Annotated in this window: 20 protein-coding genes and 1 tRNA gene; 6 read left to right on the top strand and 15 right to left on the bottom strand. The window is 61.1% G+C overall.

Translation table 11 applies throughout. From position 1 onward, the window contains the following. Positions 1-62: 62 nt before the first annotated feature. The 12 genes from flgI to motA all read right to left on the bottom strand — a co-directional run bounded on the left by flgI (position 63) and on the right by motA (position 8,379). On the bottom strand, positions 63-1,163 hold the full coding sequence (flgI, locus tag OZ411_RS18730; RefSeq protein ID WP_130577386.1) for a flagellar basal body P-ring protein FlgI: 1,101 nt from the start codon (positions 1,161-1,163) through the stop codon (positions 63-65). Continuing rightward, on the bottom strand, positions 1,163-1,642 hold the full coding sequence (flgA, locus tag OZ411_RS18725) for a flagellar basal body P-ring formation chaperone FlgA (protein WP_282529131.1): 480 nt from the start codon (positions 1,640-1,642) through the stop codon (positions 1,163-1,165). Before flgA ends, flgI begins: the two co-directional genes overlap by 1 nt. A 21-nt stretch (positions 1,643-1,663) precedes the next feature. Then, a complete protein-coding gene (gene flgG / locus OZ411_RS18720; RefSeq protein WP_130577359.1) occupies positions 1,664-2,452 on the bottom strand; it encodes a flagellar basal-body rod protein FlgG in 789 nt (262 codons plus the stop codon). Positions 2,453-2,462: 10 nt separating this feature from the next. Further along, positions 2,463-2,783 (bottom strand): flagellar hook-basal body complex protein FliE, encoded by a 321-nt coding sequence (locus OZ411_RS18715; protein ID WP_130577388.1) that lies wholly within the window; start codon positions 2,781-2,783, stop codon positions 2,463-2,465. A 6-nt stretch (positions 2,784-2,789) separates the two neighbouring features. Then, positions 2,790-3,209, bottom strand: coding sequence for a flagellar basal body rod protein FlgC (gene flgC / locus OZ411_RS18710; protein ID WP_028161567.1), 420 nt, complete (start codon positions 3,207-3,209; stop codon positions 2,790-2,792). An 11-nt stretch (positions 3,210-3,220) separates the two neighbouring features. Beyond that, on the bottom strand, positions 3,221-3,598 hold the full coding sequence (gene flgB, locus OZ411_RS18705; RefSeq protein WP_130223165.1) for a flagellar basal body rod protein FlgB: 378 nt from the start codon (positions 3,596-3,598) through the stop codon (positions 3,221-3,223). 93 nt (positions 3,599-3,691) lie between these two features. Then, on the bottom strand, positions 3,692-4,768 hold the full coding sequence (gene flhB / locus OZ411_RS18700; RefSeq protein ID WP_282529130.1) for a flagellar biosynthesis protein FlhB: 1,077 nt from the start codon (positions 4,766-4,768) through the stop codon (positions 3,692-3,694). 12 nt (positions 4,769-4,780) lie between these two features. Then, positions 4,781-5,815, bottom strand: a complete 1,035-nt coding sequence (locus OZ411_RS18695) for a flagellar motor switch protein FliG (RefSeq protein ID WP_130577362.1) — start codon at positions 5,813-5,815, stop codon at positions 4,781-4,783. An 11-nt stretch (positions 5,816-5,826) separates the two neighbouring features. Then, on the bottom strand, positions 5,827-6,225 hold the full coding sequence (fliN, locus tag OZ411_RS18690; RefSeq protein ID WP_130577389.1) for a flagellar motor switch protein FliN: 399 nt from the start codon (positions 6,223-6,225) through the stop codon (positions 5,827-5,829). 51 nt (positions 6,226-6,276) lie between these two features. Beyond that, the gene (locus tag OZ411_RS18685; protein ID WP_130577363.1) at positions 6,277-6,558 is read right to left on the bottom strand and encodes a hypothetical protein; all 282 of its coding nucleotides are present in this window, start codon (positions 6,556-6,558) and stop codon (positions 6,277-6,279) included. Beyond that, positions 6,539-7,474, bottom strand: coding sequence for a FliM/FliN family flagellar motor switch protein (locus OZ411_RS18680; RefSeq protein WP_130577364.1), 936 nt, complete (start codon positions 7,472-7,474; stop codon positions 6,539-6,541). Before OZ411_RS18680 ends, OZ411_RS18685 begins: the two co-directional genes overlap by 20 nt. Continuing rightward, positions 7,474-8,379 carry a flagellar motor stator protein MotA gene (gene motA, locus OZ411_RS18675; protein WP_130577365.1) on the bottom strand — a complete coding sequence of 302 codons (906 nt, stop codon included), beginning with the start codon at positions 8,377-8,379 and terminating at the stop codon, positions 7,474-7,476. Before motA ends, OZ411_RS18680 begins: the two co-directional genes overlap by 1 nt. Positions 8,380-8,629: 250 nt before the next feature. Between motA and flgF the strand changes: the two genes are divergently transcribed. From flgF to OZ411_RS18660, 3 genes are all read left to right on the top strand, one after another. Beyond that, the gene (gene flgF, locus OZ411_RS18670) at positions 8,630-9,361 is read left to right on the top strand and encodes a flagellar basal-body rod protein FlgF (protein WP_130577366.1); all 732 of its coding nucleotides are present in this window, start codon (positions 8,630-8,632) and stop codon (positions 9,359-9,361) included. 29 nt (positions 9,362-9,390) lie between these two features. Then, entirely contained in the window at positions 9,391-10,722 is a 1,332-nt protein-coding gene (fliI, locus tag OZ411_RS18665; protein ID WP_282529129.1) for a flagellar protein export ATPase FliI, read from the top strand. 134 nt (positions 10,723-10,856) lie between these two features. Beyond that, positions 10,857-11,612, top strand: coding sequence for a ThuA domain-containing protein (locus OZ411_RS18660; protein ID WP_282529128.1), 756 nt, complete (start codon positions 10,857-10,859; stop codon positions 11,610-11,612). Positions 11,613-11,642: 30 nt separating this feature from the next. On the opposite strand, the gene OZ411_RS18655 is transcribed toward OZ411_RS18660, so the two are convergent. Beyond that, positions 11,643-12,449: an NAD-dependent protein deacetylase gene (locus OZ411_RS18655; RefSeq protein WP_282529127.1), complete on the bottom strand. Its 807-nt coding sequence runs from the start codon at positions 12,447-12,449 to the stop codon at positions 11,643-11,645. A gap of 246 nt (positions 12,450-12,695) precedes the next feature. Between OZ411_RS18655 and selA the strand changes: the two genes are divergently transcribed. The 3 genes from selA (at position 12,696) to OZ411_RS18640 (ending at position 16,166) form a co-directional block, all read left to right on the top strand. Beyond that, complete coding sequence (gene selA / locus OZ411_RS18650; RefSeq protein WP_282529126.1) at positions 12,696-14,117, top strand: L-seryl-tRNA(Sec) selenium transferase; 1,422 nt, start codon at positions 12,696-12,698, stop codon at positions 14,115-14,117. A gap of 3 nt (positions 14,118-14,120) precedes the next feature. Further along, positions 14,121-16,118 (top strand): selenocysteine-specific translation elongation factor, encoded by a 1,998-nt coding sequence (gene selB / locus OZ411_RS18645; protein WP_282529180.1) that lies wholly within the window; start codon positions 14,121-14,123, stop codon positions 16,116-16,118. Further along, positions 16,071-16,166 (top strand) — tRNA-Sec (locus OZ411_RS18640). The genes selB and OZ411_RS18640 overlap by 48 nt, the downstream gene beginning before the upstream one ends. A 13-nt stretch (positions 16,167-16,179) precedes the next feature. Here OZ411_RS18640 and selD read toward each other — a convergent pair. Together selD and fdhE are read right to left on the bottom strand one after the other, a co-directional pair. Next, positions 16,180-17,226, bottom strand: a complete 1,047-nt coding sequence (selD, locus tag OZ411_RS18635) for a selenide, water dikinase SelD (RefSeq protein ID WP_282529125.1) — start codon at positions 17,224-17,226, stop codon at positions 16,180-16,182. Between the two features lie 3 nt (positions 17,227-17,229). Continuing rightward, entirely contained in the window at positions 17,230-18,087 is an 858-nt protein-coding gene (fdhE, locus tag OZ411_RS18630; protein WP_282529124.1) for a formate dehydrogenase accessory protein FdhE, read from the bottom strand. Between the last annotated feature and the right edge of the window lie 5 nt (positions 18,088-18,092).

The following is an 18,092-nucleotide window of genomic DNA, read 5'->3' as shown; positions in this document are numbered from 1 at the left end:
CTCCGCACAGCATCTGTCCGAAGCGTTGCACGTTCAAGCTTGTGCGACGCTGACGCGACGTTCTACTGGATGACAAGATCGGCTTGCAGTGCGCCCGCCGCCTTGATCGCCTGCAGGATCGCGATGATGCCCTGCGGCTTCAACCCGATCTGGTTCAAGCCGCGCACAAGACGCTGCAAGTCCGTTCCGCGCAAGATCGCCACTTGCGCGCCATTCTCACCGGCTTCGATGAACGTTTGCGGCACCACGACCGTTTCGCCGCGGCGCGAGAATGGCCCAGGCTGGGAAACGACCGGCATCTCGGTGATCCGAACCGAGAGATTGCCGTGGGTGACGGCGACGGTCGAGACCTGGACGTTTCGGCCGATCACGACGGTGCCGGTCCGTTCGTCGATGACGACACGCGCGGGTGTATCAGGCTCGACCAGCAGTTCGCCAATCTCGGCGATGAAACGAACCGGCGCGACCGAGCGCGGCCGCGACAATACGATCGACCGGAAGTCGCGCTCGAAGGCCATGCTGGCGCTGTATCGTCCCTGACCGTAGTGGTTAATGGCGTCGATGATTCGCGTCGCGGTGACATAATCCGGATTTTTCAGCTCGAGAATGAGCGATTCCATCTGGTAGAATTTGCCCTGCACCTCGCGCTCGATCAGCGCGCCGTTCGGAATGCGGCCTGAGGTCGGAACGCCTTGGCTGACCGTCTGCGCGGCACCTTCGACCGAGTATCCGCCGACTGCAATGGCGCCCTGGGCCACGGCGTAGACCTCACCGTCGGCGCCGCGGAGTTGGGTCATGAGGAGAGTGCCACCCAATAGCGAAGAGGCATCGCCGAGTGAGGAGAGCGCGACATCCATGCGCGAACCACCGGTAGCGTACGGTGGCAGATCGGCGGTCACCACGACAGCGGCGACGTTCCGCGTCCGGAGCAATGTTCCCCGGATGTTGATCCCCATATTATCGAGCATCGATTGCAGCGACTGCTCGGTGAAAGGGGCGTTGCGCAACGTATCACCGGTCCCTTTAAGACCGATCACCAGACCGTAGCCGATAAGCTGGTTTTCCCGCACACCCTTGAGGTTGGCGATATCCTTGATCCGCACCGCGGCATCGGCGACGGTGCAGGAAAGCAGCAGGACGATGAATGATAGAAGTCGCAATATCATCCGTTTTGAATCCGCACCGATCCGTCCGACTGGACGACGCCTCTGATGATCACGCCGGTATCGAGGTTCCGAAGCTGGATCATGGTGCCCGGACTGCCGGACTGCAGCGATGAGGCGTAGGTGACGATGGTAAGCGATCCATCCTCGACGATCACCTTGACGACATTGCCTCGCGCCACGAGTTTCTGCTCTTCGAGGGCGTTGATCGGGATCGGCTGGCCCGCCACCAGCGTCCTTCGCGCGACCCGGCCAACGAGCGATGCCCGGTCGGCGGCAAAGGCCGCTGCACCGGGCATGTTCGGCGCGAAGGCGCGATCGATGATCAACTCGTCCTTGATCAGATCGCCCGGATAGATCACCGTTGCCGGCACGAGCAAGCGCACGGATTCTTCCGCGATCGCGCCACCACCTGCACCGCCCGCAGCGAGCAAGAGCGCTGCGAGCATGGAAACCAGGGCGAACTTGACGAGCTTCAAGACGCTTCTCCGCCTGCAATCCTATCGAAGGCCCTTGGAGACCGTCGACGCCATCTCGTCCGCCGCCTGGATCACCTTCGAGTTCATTTCGTAAGACCGCTGCGCCGAGATCAATTCGGTGATCTCCTTGACCGGATCGACGTTCGAACTCTCCAGATAGTGCTGATGGATCTTGCCGAAGCCGATATCGCCGGGAACGCCAACGACCGGGACGCCGGACGCCAACGTCTCCTTGTAGAGATTGCCACCAAGTGGATCGAGGCCGGCCTCGTTGGCGAAATTCGCGAGATTTAGCTGGCCGAGCAGGCGCGGATTAACCTCGTTGTCCAGCTTGGCGTACACCTGGCCCGATTCATTGACCGTGACATCGACCGTCCCTTGCGGGATGATAATCGCGGGATCGACGTTGTAACCATCCGCCGTCACCAACTGCCTGTCCGCGTTGGTATTGAACGCCCCGGCGCGGGTGTAGAGCGTTTCGCCGTTCGGCCCCACGACCTGGAACCACCCTCTGCCGTTGACGGCGAGATCGTAGGTATTGCCGGTTTGCGCCAACGCGCCCTGAAGGTGCAACTTGCGCACGGCCACCGACCGGACGCCCAGCCCCAGCTTGGCCCCTTCGGGGACCGCAGCTTCGCCGGAGCGATTCGGAACGCCCTGCATGCGATCGACCTGGTAGAACAGGTCGGTGAACTCGGCTCGCGAACGCTTGTACGATGTCGTATTGATGTTCGCAATGTTGTTGGCGATGACCTCGACATTGAGCTGCTGCGCGCTCATTCCGGTCGCCGCGATGGCAAGCGCTCTCATTTGCTATCCCTCAGATCGCCATTCGGCTGACTTCTTGGTACGCCTGCACGACCTTGTCGCGCACGGCGACCGCCATCTGCAGCGTCTGCTCGGCGGACATGACGGCCTCCACCACGCTCTGGGCCGACACCTTGCCCTGGATATACGACACCGACGCAGCCTCTCCGCCCTTGAGGCTACCGATCGCATCGGCGGCAACCTGCTCCAGGACTCCGTCAAAACCGAGCGAGGGTCGAGCCGCCTGCGGCGCGGCCGGCGCGGACGTCGCAACGCTGCTTGATTGAACGACGCCGGCAACGTCTTTCAGAACCGAAGAAACCGCTTCCATCATCATGGACTATGCCCCCTTCAACAGATCGATCGTCATGGCAACCATCGACCTCGCCTGCTTGATCACCTGCAGATTGGCCTCATACGACCGGTTGGTTTCCCGCATGTCGGCCATTTCGATCAGCATGTTCACGTTCGGCAGCTTGACATAGCCGTCCTGGCCGGCCGCCGGATGAGTTGGCTCGTAGTCGACCCGAAACGGAGCACGGTCGACACCGATGTCCTTGATTTTCACGACCCGCACACCCGCCGCGCGATCGACCTCCGCTGAGAACGTCGTGGTCTTGCGTCGGTAGGGCTCGGCACCGGGCGTACGGCCAGTGGAGTTGGCGTTTGCCATGTTCTCGGATACGACGCGCATTCTGGTCGACTGCGCCTCAAGTCCCGAACTGGCGATTTGAACTGATGCCTGCAGCGGATCGATCATCAAGCCTCGCGTTAGCTCTTTGCACCGGTCATGAACATGCGGTGAAACGATTTGACGATTGCGACATTCAACGAATAGTCCTTGTTGATATCGCCCGCCTTGAGCATTTCCTGCTCGAGGCTCACCGAGTTTCCGGAGTGAACGACTTCCCAGCTATTCTCCTTGCGCGTGCCCTGCGGACGCACGAGCGAGCCGGTGGTCATATGTTTCGGAGATGTGACTGCGAGCGGCACGACTTTGGTATCGAGTATCTTGTCGAACGGCTCGATATCCTGCGCTCGGTAGCCGGGCGTATTTGCATTGGCTACGTTCGACGAAATCGTGGACTGCCGAAGCGACAGCCAGCGTGCGTGAGATGAGGCAAGATCGAAGAGATAAACGGGTCCCACAACGTCCTCGTCACAGTCATCCTATGACGATCGTATACGAACCCAAACTTGTCCGAGGCTGGTGAAATCTCCGCCGTTGATGCGGAGCGTTTTTCACGCACCCGCCTTCTGCTTGCGTGAATGCAGGAAATAGATGATTTCGGCCACCGGACGAAAGAACTCTTGCGGAATCACGCGGTCGACCTGGGCGGCACCGTACATGGATCTCGCAAGCATCTTGTCCTCCACGACCGGCACATTGTTCTGCTCGGCGATTTCCCTGATCTTGAGAGCGATGAGATCCTGCCCCTTCGCAAGCACGGTCGGAGCTGCATCTTCGCCATGTCGATACTTCAGGGCGATCGCATAATGAGTGGGATTGGCCACGACCAACGTCGCGCGGGGGACCGCAGCCAGCATCGACTTTCGTGCCCGATCGCGGGCCAACGACCGCAGCCGCGACTTGACCAGAGGATCACCCTCGGCCTGCTTGAATTCGTCCTTGAGCTCCTGCCGTGTCATGCGCAGGTCACGCCGCCAGTGGAATCGTGCCCAGACGAGATCGAGTGCCACCAGCACGATAGTAGCAATGCTGATTGCCGATACGAGCCGCATCGCAGTCGTCAAGATAAGTTCCGGAACGCCGGTCGGGTCGCTAAACAAGGAATTCACGGCCACAGCCTCCTCGGCCCTCAATACGATGCTCACCACAATGCCTACGGCAAAAAACTTAAAAGCGGCCTTCAGGAACTCGACGCGTCCCTGACCGCCGAACAATCTTTCCCATCCTTGGGAAATCGAAATACGTGAGCTGTCGGGCGTTATCCTCTCGAACACCAGACGCGGAGCGTTCTGCAGAAACGAAGCCGCCAACCCGGCAATCGCCAAGACGATCACGATTGGAAGCAATAGCGCGGCCGAACTGCCCCCGATGACGACCATGAATTCCACCGCATCCGCACCGTTACGGATGCGAATCCCGGAGGGATCATCGATCAACCGGCTCAGCGTCGATGCCAGTTTCCGGACACTGTCGACCGTAAGGAAGCTCAGGAAGATGAGGAGCGCGATCATGGACGAGAAGACCGACGCTTCACGCGAGACCGGAATTTTGCCCTTCTCGACGGAGTCTCTTATCTTCTTTTCCGTCGGCTCTTCGGTCTTGCTCTCCTTGTCGGGTCCCTCGGCCATAACGGTCAGTCTTTACGTGAATACCGGCTGATCTTCCTGATCCGGATTGAGCTCGATCTCTCCTCGCCCGGCCATGTCGAGCGCAAGGTCCGTGATCGTGCGGCGCGCCTCCAGGATTTCGCGCTGGTTCGAAGGGACGCTGCTGGCAAGCTCGTGCTCGACCAGCCGGCGCGTCCGCGACGCCAGCGACGACAGAATGAGTTCGCGAAAGCTCGTATCCGTTCCCTTCAGCGCCGTCACCGTGCGATCGGTCGGGACCTGGTCGAAGATCAGCATGCGCGCCTTGGCGGTGAGATTGACGATATCGTCAAACGTGAACAGCATCCCCTTCAGTATCTCCGCCGACTTCGGTCGCGATTCGGAGAGATTCTTCAGCGATTCCTCCATCTGCGTCCGCTCCATCTTGTTGATGATGTCGGCCATGCGAGGATAGGTGTCGGATGCGAGGTTGCGCCCGAAGTTGATCATGAAGTCTTCGTGCATGGTCTTCTCGATGACCCCCATCGCCTCCTCGACAACGGGTTTCAGGCTCAGCATGCGGCGCATCAGATTGTGCCGCAAATCCGCCGGCAGCAGGCTCATCACGCGCGCGGCGCACGCGGGCTTCACCCTGGAAAGGATCAAGGCGGCCGTTTGCGGATGCTCCTTGAGCAGATAGTTGGCCAGCAGGCTTTCGGACACGGAAGAGACCCGTTCCCACACCGACTTGGTCTTGTTGCCGAGCACCTCCGATATGATGTCCGTGACCTGCTCGGGAGGAAGAACGCCGGTGAGCAGTTTTTCCAGCTCGCCGACCGTTCCGAAGATGTTTGGCCCGGTCGTGAAGTGCTGGGCGAACTCCTCGATGATCGCCTCGAGCTCGGGACCTGAAATAGGCTTCAATTCCGCCGCTGCGCGCGTGACGAGCTTGATCTCTTCCGGATCGAATTCCTTTAGAACGCCGCCGGAGAGCTCCCGGCCCATGGCCAGAAGGAGCGCGGCAACCTTCTCGGTACCGCTCAGCGGCCTGGCTTCGGAGCTACGCTTTGCAGGTGCATTGAACGCCATTCGGAGATCCCTTACGCCTCTGCATCGCCTGGGGATCCTCCGACGATTTCGGTGAGCGACACGCCGAATCGCGAGTTCTCATCCTCCACGACGACGACTGCGCCGCGCGCCACGATTCGACCGTTGACAACCACCTCCACCGGCTCGCCAACGCGATGATCAAGCGGAATGACGGCGCCTCGCCCCAGCTTCATCAGATCGGCGACCGGCATCGTCGCCGAGCCAAGAAGAACCTGGACAGTGACCGGAATGCGCAGGATCGGCTCGAGGTTTGTAAGTCGGCTGGTTTCCTCCGCCGCGCGCGCAGCAAGATCCGCCAGTTTCCCGAACGCGGCTCCTCCCAGCTTGGCCGTCTCCGACGGATTCTGCGTCGGCGCGGTAGCTGATTCGGCTTCGAATGGCTGCTTCATTTCACGTGCTTTCTCGGCAATTTCGTTTTCTGGCGACCACGCCAATTATAACTACCTGCGGGACACATCGGCGCGAGTTTCGATATCGATGATTGCCTTGCGCGCCTCTTCGATCTTGCTCCCGAGGATGTTGACGAGCTGCTTTCCATCGGCGCTGAACTCCCGCACCATGAGCACCATGTCGTCCATGGTTTCAGTGGTCTTGCCCAGAATGAAAGCGAAGTCTCCCTGACTGGCGCGCAGGTGAACGAGCTCCCGGTGCATCCTCGTCACACGGATGGTGGTGACAAGCAGCGCCGCCAGGAGAATAAGGTCAACGAGATAGGATGCCATCGATGAACTCCCGCTTTTGATCCGCCGATTCCTTGACTTGCAGTGAATAGGCCCCGTTTAGCTGTCCCATTTGGCACCAGAACAGCCGCTGATTGTTGCACTCGAGCCTCACGAGGGTGCTCGGCGTGGCATTCAGCTCGATCACCTGACCCACCTGGAATCCCGCGACTTCGCCGAGAGTGAGCGAGCGCTCCTCGAGCACTGCTTTCAGCACCACCTCGGTGCGCTGTATCTCGTTGTGCAGCTGCTTGCTCCAGTTCGGGTCCGTGGATACGGACTCTCCGGACACGATCTGCGAGAGCGCCTGGCGGAGAGGATTGAGAACCGAGTGCGGAATGACGATGAACATCTCGCCACCGCGGTCCAATCCCTGGACCAGAATCTTGGCATATACCGCCATGTTGTTGAGCCGGCCGATTGCCAGATAATCCATCCGCGTCTCGACGCGTTCCAGATTGAACTGGACATCCGAAGCGCGCGAGAACGACGATTGCAATGCCTTGCCGAAGCGTTCGAACAGCGCTTCGGCAACATGCAGCTCCACGTTCGAGAAAACGCGCGGCATGTCCAGCGGCGGCTCCGCCCCGTCGGAGCCGAACAACAGCTCCACCATTGTATATACGAAGTCGCGATCGAAGCCGATGAGGATTCGGCCGTCCCACGCCTGAGCGTAGAACACCGCCACGATCGCCTCCGATTCGCGGCCGTCGAGAATCTCGGAAAGACGGTCGCTACCGACGCCGGTCAGCGAAAAATACGACTGCGATGGCGACATCGACCGGAGACTCTCGGCGCAGAGGTTGGTCATCTGATCGAAGATCACATGCAGCATCGGCATGCGATCGACCGAGATTCCGGCAGCCCCGAGCAGTTGATCCGGCGCCGGCTCGTGCCGCAGCGGCTTGCTTTCCGACATTAGGCCTTTGCTCCCGCCACTTTCGCCCCCTGTTCACCACCACCGCCCTTTGCGGCGCCGGCGATGGTTTCGTTCTCGACCACGTCGATCGAGGGACGATCGCCAGGTCCGATCATCTTGCGGCCATGCTCGATTGCGATCTGCGGCAGCGCGCCGTTCATGAAGGCGAGCAGCGTCTGTTTGACGATGATGTACATCCGGCATTGCTGCTCGCGCACCATTTTGACCTTGTGCGCCAAGGGCGCAACAAGACCGTACGAGAGAAAGATTCCAGCAAATGTTCCGACCAGCGCCGCACCGATCAGGCCACCGAGAAGCTTGGGCGACTGATCGAGCGCCCCCATCGCCTTGATGACGCCCAGGACCGCAGCCACGATCCCGAGCGCCGGCAGGCCTTCCGCAACCATCATCAGAGAATGGTACGGCTTCAGTTTGCTGCGAACGATCGTTTCGATCTCTTCGTCCATCAGCGCCTCGATTTCATGCGGTCGCGCACTTCCCATGACGATCAGGCGAAAATAGTCGCAAATGAAATGCACGAGAGAATCGTTGGCAAGTACGGTCGGAAAGTTCTGGAAGATCTCCGACGATGTCGGGTCGTCAATATGCGCCTCGACTTCATTGCGCCCCTTGTTGCGCACTTCGCGCATGAGCGCGTGCAGAAGTCCGAGCAGGTCGAGGTAGTGGCGCTGCTTCGGCACAGCCACGGTAAGCGCCTGTACGGTCGCGACACCCGTGTCGATGACGACCTTCCAGGGGTTCGCGACAATATAGGTGCCGATCGCCATGCCGGCGATGATGACAAACTCCCACGGCTGCCAGATCACGCTGACATGCCCACCCATCGCCACGAAGCCGCCCAGCAGGCTCGCGATCGTGACGATGACGCCAAAAAGAATGCTCAAGCACACCGCTCCGAATTGGGACACATTCGTTTAGGCAGCGATCCTTGCACGAAGCTGTCACTGGACCGCCGCGAACAGCCTCGCACAAGCTTGCCGGTCGATTTTTCAGCCAGTCTTAATCCTTGTGTGCGCGCAGGAGTTGCTTCCGCGATGGTGTCCCACGATCGCAAACTATCGGAGATCTCCGGCAATCCGGCTCGATCTCCGAGCAGGCCGCACGCACGAACCTGAAGATCGGAAGATAGCCGGTATGCAATCAGCGCTCTATGTCAGCCTTTCCGCTCAGGTCGCCGTCGAAAAGAGGCTTGAGACCATCGCCAACAATCTGGCGAACATGAAGACGACCGCTTTCCGCGCCGACGCAGTGAAGTTCGAAACGGCAATGTCGCGCGCGGCATCCCAGCCCGTCGCCTTCTCGACTCCCGGAGAAAACTTCATCTCTCGAAGGCCCGGAAGTGTGACGCGGACCGAGAATAGCCTCGACGTCGCCGTCATCGGGAACACATGGATGGGGTTTACCGGTCCCACCGGCAAGGCTTACACACGGGACGGCCGGATGCAGATCAACCGCACTGGCGAATTGCAGACCGTTTCAGGGTTCCCCGTGCTCGATGCAGGCGGTACGCCGATCATCGTCGATCCCGAGGGCGGACCGCTGACGATCTCGCGAGACGGGACCATTACGCAAAACAACAACCAGGTCGGGGTGCTCGGCCTGTTCGACATTCCTGTGGGCGCAAAGCTGGAGCGCTACGGCAATTCGGGGGTCATTCCGGACCGTGCCGCGACGCCCGTCGTCGATTTCATGTACACCGGCTTCCAGCAGGGCTTTGTCGAGGAGTCCAACGTCGACCCGCTGTCGGAGCTGACACAGTTGATCACCGCGTCGCGGGCGTTCCAGAGCGTCACCTCGCTCGTCGAGGGCTCCGAGGGCACAATGCAGAACGCGATTCGCTCGCTTGGCGAACCGTCCAAGGCATAGCGGCCAGCAACACAGGAGCCTGGTAATCGATGAATGCGCTGGAGCGGCTGGAATCGACGCTTTCGTCGCTCCGCAAGGACGTGCCGACGGTCCGGGTGGGCGGCACCGTTTCAGAGGTCGCGCCGACGCATTACCGCGTGTCGGGCCTCTCGCGATTCGTAAGACTGGGCGAGTTGATCGGGCTCGAAATCGATGGCCAGGTACAACTCGGCGAGGTCGTTCGTATCGACGGGAACGGCGTTACTGCCAAGCCGTTCGATTCCCACATCGGGGCGGGCCTGGGTCTCGTTGCCTATCGTCATCCACCGAAGACGATCTCGCCGCATCCAAGTTGGAAGGGCCGGGTGCTCAACGCCCTCGCCGAGCCGATCGACGACGCTGGCACGTTGCGCGTCGGCGACCGGGTGATGTCAACGGATGCGAGCCCACCGCCCGCCATCAGCCGTGCCCGCGTGCGCACGCCGTTGCGGACGGGAGTGCGCGTGCTGGATCTGTTTACGCCGCTCTGCGTCGGGCAGCGCATTGGTATTTTTGCCGGGTCAGGCGTCGGCAAGACCACGTTGCTGTCCATGATCGCGCAAAGCCAGGGCTTCGACACTGTCGTCACGGCCTTGGTCGGCGAGCGCGGCCGCGAGGTACGCGAATTCCTCGAGGAGGCACTGGTTCACCATCGATCGCGCGCGATCACGGTGGTGTCCACGAGCGACGAGAGTCCGATGATGCGCCGGATGGCGGCAAAGACCGCCACCACGATCGCCGAATATTTTCGGGATCGCGGCGAATCGGTGCTGCTGATCGCCGATTCGGTCACACGCTTCGCTCACGCGGCCCGCGAAATCGCGCTGGCCACCGGCGAGCCCGCGGTTGCGCGCGGCTACGCCCCAAGCGTCTTTAGCGAGCTGCCGCGCCTGCTCGAACGGTCCGGGCCCGGAATCGACGGGCAGGGCTCAATCACCGGCATTTATTCCGTGCTCGTCGATGGCGATGACCACAATGAGCCGATAGCGGATACGGTGCGCGGCACCCTCGATGGGCACATCGTGCTTGACCGGGAGGTCGCAGATCAGGGGCGCTATCCCGCCGTCAATGTACTTTCATCGGTATCGCGCCTGGCCCAACAAGTCTGGACCGCGGACGAACGCAATTTGCTGCGAAAGTTGCGCGCCATGATCGCGCGCTTCGAGGACACACGCGATCTTCGGTTAATGGGCGGTTATCAGCCGGGTCGCGACGGCGAACTCGATCAAGCTGTCCAACTCGTTCCGAAGATCTACGATCTGATGCGGCAAGCGCCGTCGGACCCGCCGAGCCGTGAGCCGTATCAGGAATTGCTGAACCTCATCAAGGCCGCAATCGAGTAGCGATTTGGCTTTCTGGGCACCAAGACCATCGCAGTGTCGTACATGCGCGCGACGATCGGCTCTCCCCTGTTCGCCTCGAAACCCTTCCACTTTGCGCGAGGGTGATTATGATTGCGCAGGCTGCGGGAGGGACCGTGAGGCGACGCGAGTTCATAGCGCTCCTCGGCAGCGCGGCGGCAATCCGGCCGTTCGGCGCGCGTGCAGAGCGGTTGCCGGAACGCATCCTTTATTTCACACTCTCCGCCGGCTATCGGCACGAAGTCATACCGCTTTCCGAGTCAATACTGACACAGCTTGGACGGAGTTCCGGCGCCTTTGAGGTCACTGCCACAGAAGACATATCCGAGTTTTCGACCGACAACCTCAGACGCTATGCCGGGGTGATGTTCTTCACCACCGGAGAACTCCCAATGAAGGACGCTGAAAAAGCAGCTCTTCTCAATTTTGTGCGCTCCGGCGGTGGTTTCCTCGGCGTTCATTCAGCCACGGACACGTTCTACACCTGGCCGGATTATCTTGATCTGATCGGCGGTTACTTCGATGGTCATCCATGGCATCAGGCCGTGACCATCAATGTCGTTGATCCCGGCAATCCGCTGGTGGCGCATCTCGGCGATACCTTGCAGTTCGAGGACGAGATCTACCAGATCAGAGACTTCGACCATCGCGGATCACAGGTGCTGCTACGCCTCAACCAAAACTCGGTGGACCTTGGCAAGCCGGGTGTGCATCAACGATCCTATGGCTGGCCCCTCGCCTGGACCCGATCTTACGGCCGGGGGCGAGTGTTCTATACGGCGCTGGGCCACGAGGCCTCGGTATGGCGCGACGGTCGATTCCAACGCCTCCTTACGAACGCCATCCTTTGGTCTATCGGAAGGTCACCATAACTTTGTCGCTCCTGACGCTCGCCGGATTTCTCACAGCAAGAAGGCAAGCGCCGCTTCGCACCGATCTTCTACCTTCAGCGTGAGCAGGTGATCGGCTCGGGTCCGACCGAGATTGACGGCCGCGATCGGCAGGCCATTTTGAGCCGCCATCTGCGCGAAGCGAAAGCCGGAATAGACCATAAGCGAGGAACCGACGATCAACATGCCGTCGGCTTCGTTCAGATGGCTCTTAGCGGTGGCAACGATGTCGCGCGAAACATTTTCGCCGAAGAAGACGACATCCGGCTTAAGAACGCCCCGGCACAATCGGCAAGTCGGTACGACAAAACTTGAGAAATCTTCGTTCTCAACGTCAGCGTCCCCGTCCGGAGCGTCCGCGGCGTCCAAAGCAAGCCACGCGCCGTTCAAGCAAGCCAGTTCCTCCTGAAAAGTCGATCTCGGCGTCGTCGACGCGCATCCCAGGCACCGAACCATATCAAGCCGTCCATGCAGGTCGATAACTTGCTTGCTGCCAGCAGCCTGATGAAGCCCATCCACATTTTGGGTCAGGAGAATCTTGCTTCGCCCCTTCGCTTCCAGCTTGGCCAGCGCATGGTGGGCGTCGTTGGGCAATGCACGGCCGAACCTCCGCCACCCGATCAGACTCCGTGCCCAATAGCGCTGCTGGGTCGCGTGCTCTCGAATGAAAGCCTGGTAGGTTACCGGAGGCGTCCGCTTCCACTTGCCGTCGCTATCGCGATAGTCCGGGATGCCGGAATTGGTGCTGCAGCCTGCTCCCGTCAGAACGAACAGACGTGAGTGGCGGTTGATGAAGTCCTCGAGCGCATGGTCTTGCATGGTCGGCAATATTTAGTGCGTCGGTATCACTGGCGCTAGTAGGAGCGCACGCTCTCTGCGCCGGGCTCCGAGACGGTCCGGTCTGAACATCACCTCCGCGGCGGAACGCGATCTGCCTGGCCGATGAGGGTCCTTGCAAGGTATTGAAAACGTCCATTTCATAGACATTTTTGTGAGAGGCGGGGACACGACCGCCCCTTCGAATGCTGCATTTGCTCCCAACCCCACCTAATGTCCGGAATGCGAATGAAAGATTCGACATCCGCCAGCCTGCGCAGCCTGCCATCTGTCTCGGCGATCCTTAACTCGGATTCGGCTGTCGCCCTGTTGCAGCGCTTTGGGCGCGTGGCGTCGACTGAGGCTATTCGCGCCACGATCGACGACGCCCGAAACGAGATAAGGAGCGGTGCCCCGCCTCCCAGCATCGAGGACGTTGCGCTTCGTGCCTTGGCGCTGCTCAACGAACGGGACATGTCAGGGTTGCGCTCGCTATTCAATCTGACCGGGACCATTCTGCACACCAACCTCGGCCGGGCCTCGCTTGCCGAGGAGGCGATCGAGGCGGCTGTGGCAGCAATGCGCGGCCCCGTCGCACTCGAATTCGATCTCTCGACGGGCAAGCGGGGCGAGCGCGACGATCACGTGCGGCAGCTCCTTTGCGAACTGACCGGCGCGGAAGACGCAACCATCGTCAATAACAATGCGGCGGCGGTTCTGCTCTGCCTCAACACGCTGGCTCAAGGGCGCGAAGCGATCGTCTCGCGCGGCGAACTGATCGAGATTGGCGGCGCCTTCCGCATGCCTGATATCATGGCGCGGGCCGGTGCGAACATGGTCGAGGTGGGGACCACCAACCGAACACACCCGAAGGATTACCGCGCGGCGCTGAGTGAGCGGACCGGCGTCATCCTGAAAGTTCATACGTCGAACTATCGCATCCAGGGCTTCACGGCTGAAGTTGGCGCCGCAGAACTTGCGACCATCGCCAGCGAAGCGAGCGTTCCGCTCCTGAACGATCTCGGGTCCGGCACGCTGGTCGATCTTTCGAAATACGGTTTGCAAAAGGAGCCGACGGTGCGGGAGGCGGTTGCGGCCGGCGCCGGCCTCGTGACATTTTCGGGCGATAAGCTGCTCGGCGGACCTCAGGCAGGTTTCGTTGTCGGCAAGACATCCTTGATCGCCGCGATCAACCGCAATCCGATGAAGCGTGCGCTCCGCGTCGACAAGGTCAGACTTGCCGCCATCGAGGCGACCTTGAAGCTCTATCGCGATCCGGATCGCCTGGCCGAGCGATTGCCGACTTTGCGTTTGCTGGCGCGCACCAAGACGGATATCGAAGCTCAAGCTGGCCGCTTGCGCCCGGTCGTCGCTCAAGCCGTTGGCAAGGCTTACACGGTGGATTTGTGCAATTGTGAAAGCCAGATCGGCTCCGGCGCGCTGCCGCTCGACACCATCGCCAGCGCAGGTCTTGTGATTCGCTCCGCCTCCGGAAGCGGCGCGCTCGACCGACTGGCGGCCGCCTTGCGCGAGTTGCGACGGCCTGTGATCGGACGAATTGCAGATGATGGCCTGACGCTGGATTTGCGCTGCCTGTCGGAGGAAGATGAATTCGTATCCACGCTTTCCGAATTGAATCCTGCCGAATTGAATCCTGATGCGTCGACCTGAGCAATGATCATCGGAACGGCCGGCCATATCGATCATGGCAAGACCGCACTGGTCAAAGCATTGACCGGTGTCGATGGCGATCGGCTGAAGGAAGAAAAGGCCCGTGGCATCACCATCGATCTCGGCTTCGCCTATCTGCCCGTCGATGGCGGGGAGATCCTGGGCTTTATCGACGTTCCAGGTCACGAGCGCCTGGTACATACCATGCTCGCCGGCGCAAGCGGCATTGACTTCGCCTTGCTCGTGATAGCCGCAGATGACGGCATCATGCCGCAAACGCTGGAGCACCTGGCGATCATCGATCTGCTTGGCATCAGGCACGGAATCGTCGCGCTGACCAAGTCCGATCTGGTTTCACCGAAGCGGCTTGCTGATCTCTCCGCGCAAGTCCGCGAAGCAATCGGAGGGACCTCCATTGAGGGAGCCGACATTGTCCCGGTGTCCGCGCCGACGGGGCGGGGAATTGACGACCTGCGCGCAAGGCTGGCGGCGTCGGCAAAGCATGTTTCCCAACGTTCGGCGGCGGGCCGTTTTCGGCTTGCCGTTGACCGCGTCTTTACCCTGCAGGGGATAGGCGTTGTCGTTACGGGTACTGTGCTGTCCGGTTCCGTTCGCGTCGAGGATCACATCCTCATTAGTCCGTCGGGCCTGCCTGCGCGCGTGCGGTCCCTGCATGCTCAGAACAAACCGGCGGAGATCGGACGAGCCGGAGACCGTTGCGCGCTCAATCTCGCCGGCGAAGGCATCACGAAAGAGAGCATTCATCGAGGCGATGTGGTGCTGGATCCCGACCTGCACGCGCCAACGGATCGGATCGATGCCAGGCTGCGTCTGTTGCCGGGCGAGACCAAACCGATCAAGCAATGGCTTCCGGTCCGGTTGCACCACGCCTCTACCGAAATAGGCGCGCGCATCGTGCTGCTGGGCGATGAACCCGTTCGTCCAGGCGCGACGGCCGATGTTCAACTCGTGCTGGAGCGGCCGATCGCCGCCGCCATTCCGGATCGCTACGTGATCCGCGATGCGTCCGCGCAACGCACGATGGGCGGCGGTTATTTCATCGATCTGCGTCCGCCGAAGCGGCGGCGCGGAACGGCCGAACGGCGGGCGCAGCGTGCCGCCCTTGCGCTTTTCGATCCGCTGACTGCTTTCAAGAAGCTGCTGGCCACATCGCCATTCGCCTGGGACCTCGCCGCCTTTGCAAGAGGCCGCGCGCTGTCCGCGACAGAAGCAAAGCGCATCGAAGACGCACTGGACCTGGTTGTCCTGGAGACGCGGGAATCGAGACTCGCGCTCGCCCCCGACCGTTGGCAATTGGTGCTCGCCGAGCTCACTGAGCACGTCGCCGCCTACCATCGCGACAATCCCGATCTGCAAGGGATCGGACGCGAGAAACTCCGGCTTATGTTCCAGCCGCCGCTGCCGGCGGCGGAATTCGCCGCAGCGTTGCAAAAAATGGCGTCGATGGGTCATGTTGTCCTCGACGGCTCCTTTGTGCGCTTGCCCACCCATGCCGTGCGTCTTTCGCCCAGAGATGAAGAATCCTGGGCCACGGTCCAACCGCTCCTGGCAGGAGGCGCCCGCTTCCGCCCGCCACGCGTGCGCGACATCGCGACCGCAACGGGGCATCCGGAGCGCGACATCCGCAGGCTGTTGAAGCTGGCCGGCCGGATGGGCTGGGCCGACGAGATTGCCCACGACCATTTCTTCTTGCGCGGCACGGTCCTTGAAATGGTGGGCATCGTTGCCGACCTTGCCGGCCGTTCCGCGAACGGCGTTTTCACCGCTGCGCAATTTCGCGACCGTGTCGAGAACGGCCGAAAGGTCGCCATCCAGATCCTCGACTTCTTCGATCGGCATGGCGTGACTGTCAACAAGGATGACATGCGCCGGATAAACCGGCATCGTCTGGACTTGTTCGGACCCCTGGTGCATTCAACCGATCAAATACAGGGAAGAGAATCGTCCCCGGTGGGGCGTTCGGACTTCAAATCCGAGTGAGGCAGCGAGCCTGTCTTTGGTGGGTTCGACTCCCGCTCTCTTCCGCCACTTCCTGAATGACCTAGATGATCTCAATGGCGGGCTCGCCTGCGCCGACCGATCCAATGATGCTGGCGCGCGGATAACCGGCCGCTTTGATCATCGCACAGATCGAAGCGGCCCGATCCGCCTTGCACGCTACCAATAGCCCACCGGATGTTTGCGGATCGGTCAACAGCGCACGCCGCCATGACGGCAACTCAGATGGCAGCACGACCTGATGGCCATAGCTCGCCCAGTTGCGCTCGGAGGCGCCGGTGATGTAGCCGGACTGTGCCAGCCGCTGCGCGTCATCGAGAAACGGGATGCGGCTCTGCTCTATCGTCAGGCGCACGCCAGCCCCTCGCGCGATTTCAAGGCCATGCCCCAACAGACCGAACCCGGTCACATCGGTGATGCCATGGACATCCGCGTTGTCACCCAGCACCTGACCGATCCGGTTCAGCAAGGTCGTTGATGCAATCATCTCCGCATAGGCCTCGTCGGAGAGCGCGCGTTTCTTGAAGGCGGCCGAATAGATGCCGATGCCAATGCCCTTGGTCAGGATCAACGCGTCACCGGGACGGGCGCCGGAATTCTTGCGAACGTTATCCGGGCTGCACAAACCGATCACAGCGAGACCATAGATCGGCTCCACGGAGTCGATCGAATGACCGCCCGCGATGGGAATGCCGGCCTCAGCGCAGATCGACGCGCCGCCGCCCAGAATCCCCTGCACGGTTTCGATCGGAAGTTTTCCGAGCGGCATGCCGAGAATGGCGAGCGCCATGATCGGCTTTCCGCCCATGGCATAGACGTCGGATATCGCGTTCGCCGCCGCGATCCGTCCGAAATCATGCGGATCGTCTACGACCGGCATGAAGAAGTCGGTGGTTGCGATAATGCAGGTCTTGTCGTCGATCTGCCAGACCGCGGCGTCATCCCCGGTTTCGGTGCCGACGAGGAGCTGTGCGTAAGGCGCAGCCGCTGCTTGATTGGCGAGAAGTTGCTGGAGAACGGACGGGGCCAGTTTGCAGCCGCAGCCTCCTCCATGGGCAAGATCAGTCAAACGAACGGATGGTGTCAACATGGATTAACCTTCTCCCGTCAGCAGCAATGGATTGGGTGCGTGACGCGACCAGCCGGCTTCGCCGACAAGCACATCAAGCCCGAGTGTCGCGAGATCGTCGGCGAACGGGTCGGCCTTGGTGTCCTGCTTCTGGTAGATCATCTTCGCATAGGTATGGCATTCGTTGCAGGTCTCGGCTTTGACCGCGCCGCTGTCACCTTCGATACCTTCGAGCGCGACTGAGCGCGATTCGCCGCAAGTAATGCAAACCGCGCGAACGTGATTCCACGCCGTCGAGCAGAGCGAGCAGTAAAGATAACGCGCGCCCGGCGTCTGCCCCGACGCCGTCACCAGACCTGCGCTGGGTGTCGAGCCGCAGCACGGACAAAGTCCGCGGCGCTCCAACAAACGAAGCGACGATGCGGGCAGGCTCGCCGCCATGCGCGTGAAATAGACCTGCAATGCGGCGGCAATGTAGAGCGCCGCGCCGGCCTGCGAAGCTCCGACGTGGCCGTGAAGGAATGCATCGGCCAACCGCTCGAGCGTGGCGGCGTCGCTTGCGCGTAAGTCCGCCATGACCGCCAGCGCTTGTGGCGGCGCAGATGCGTTGTCGAAATTATCCAGTAATGCCGTCAAGCCGTCGCGCCAGGCAGAATCTCTGCGATGTCCATCGGCAGCGAGCGGCGGCATGCGGGCTTCGACCGCCTGTTCGACAGCAAATCGGTCGGGGGCCACAGGAGATTTCGCGGTGGCCGCTGCGGCGTGCTGAGCCCGGGCGAGGTGCGACATGAAACGCAGCCAGTCTTCCATCGGATGCCCGGGCGCCAATGCAGCGAGCCGAGTGGATGTATTGGCGAATCTTTTCAACGGATCGGCAAGCACGATCG

The sequence above is a fragment of the Bradyrhizobium sp. Arg237L genome (assembly GCF_029990105.1).
Classification (GTDB): Bacteria; Pseudomonadota; Alphaproteobacteria; order Rhizobiales; family Xanthobacteraceae; genus Bradyrhizobium.
Note: the sequence above shows the minus strand (reverse complement) of the source record. Positions and strands in the feature narration are given on the sequence as shown.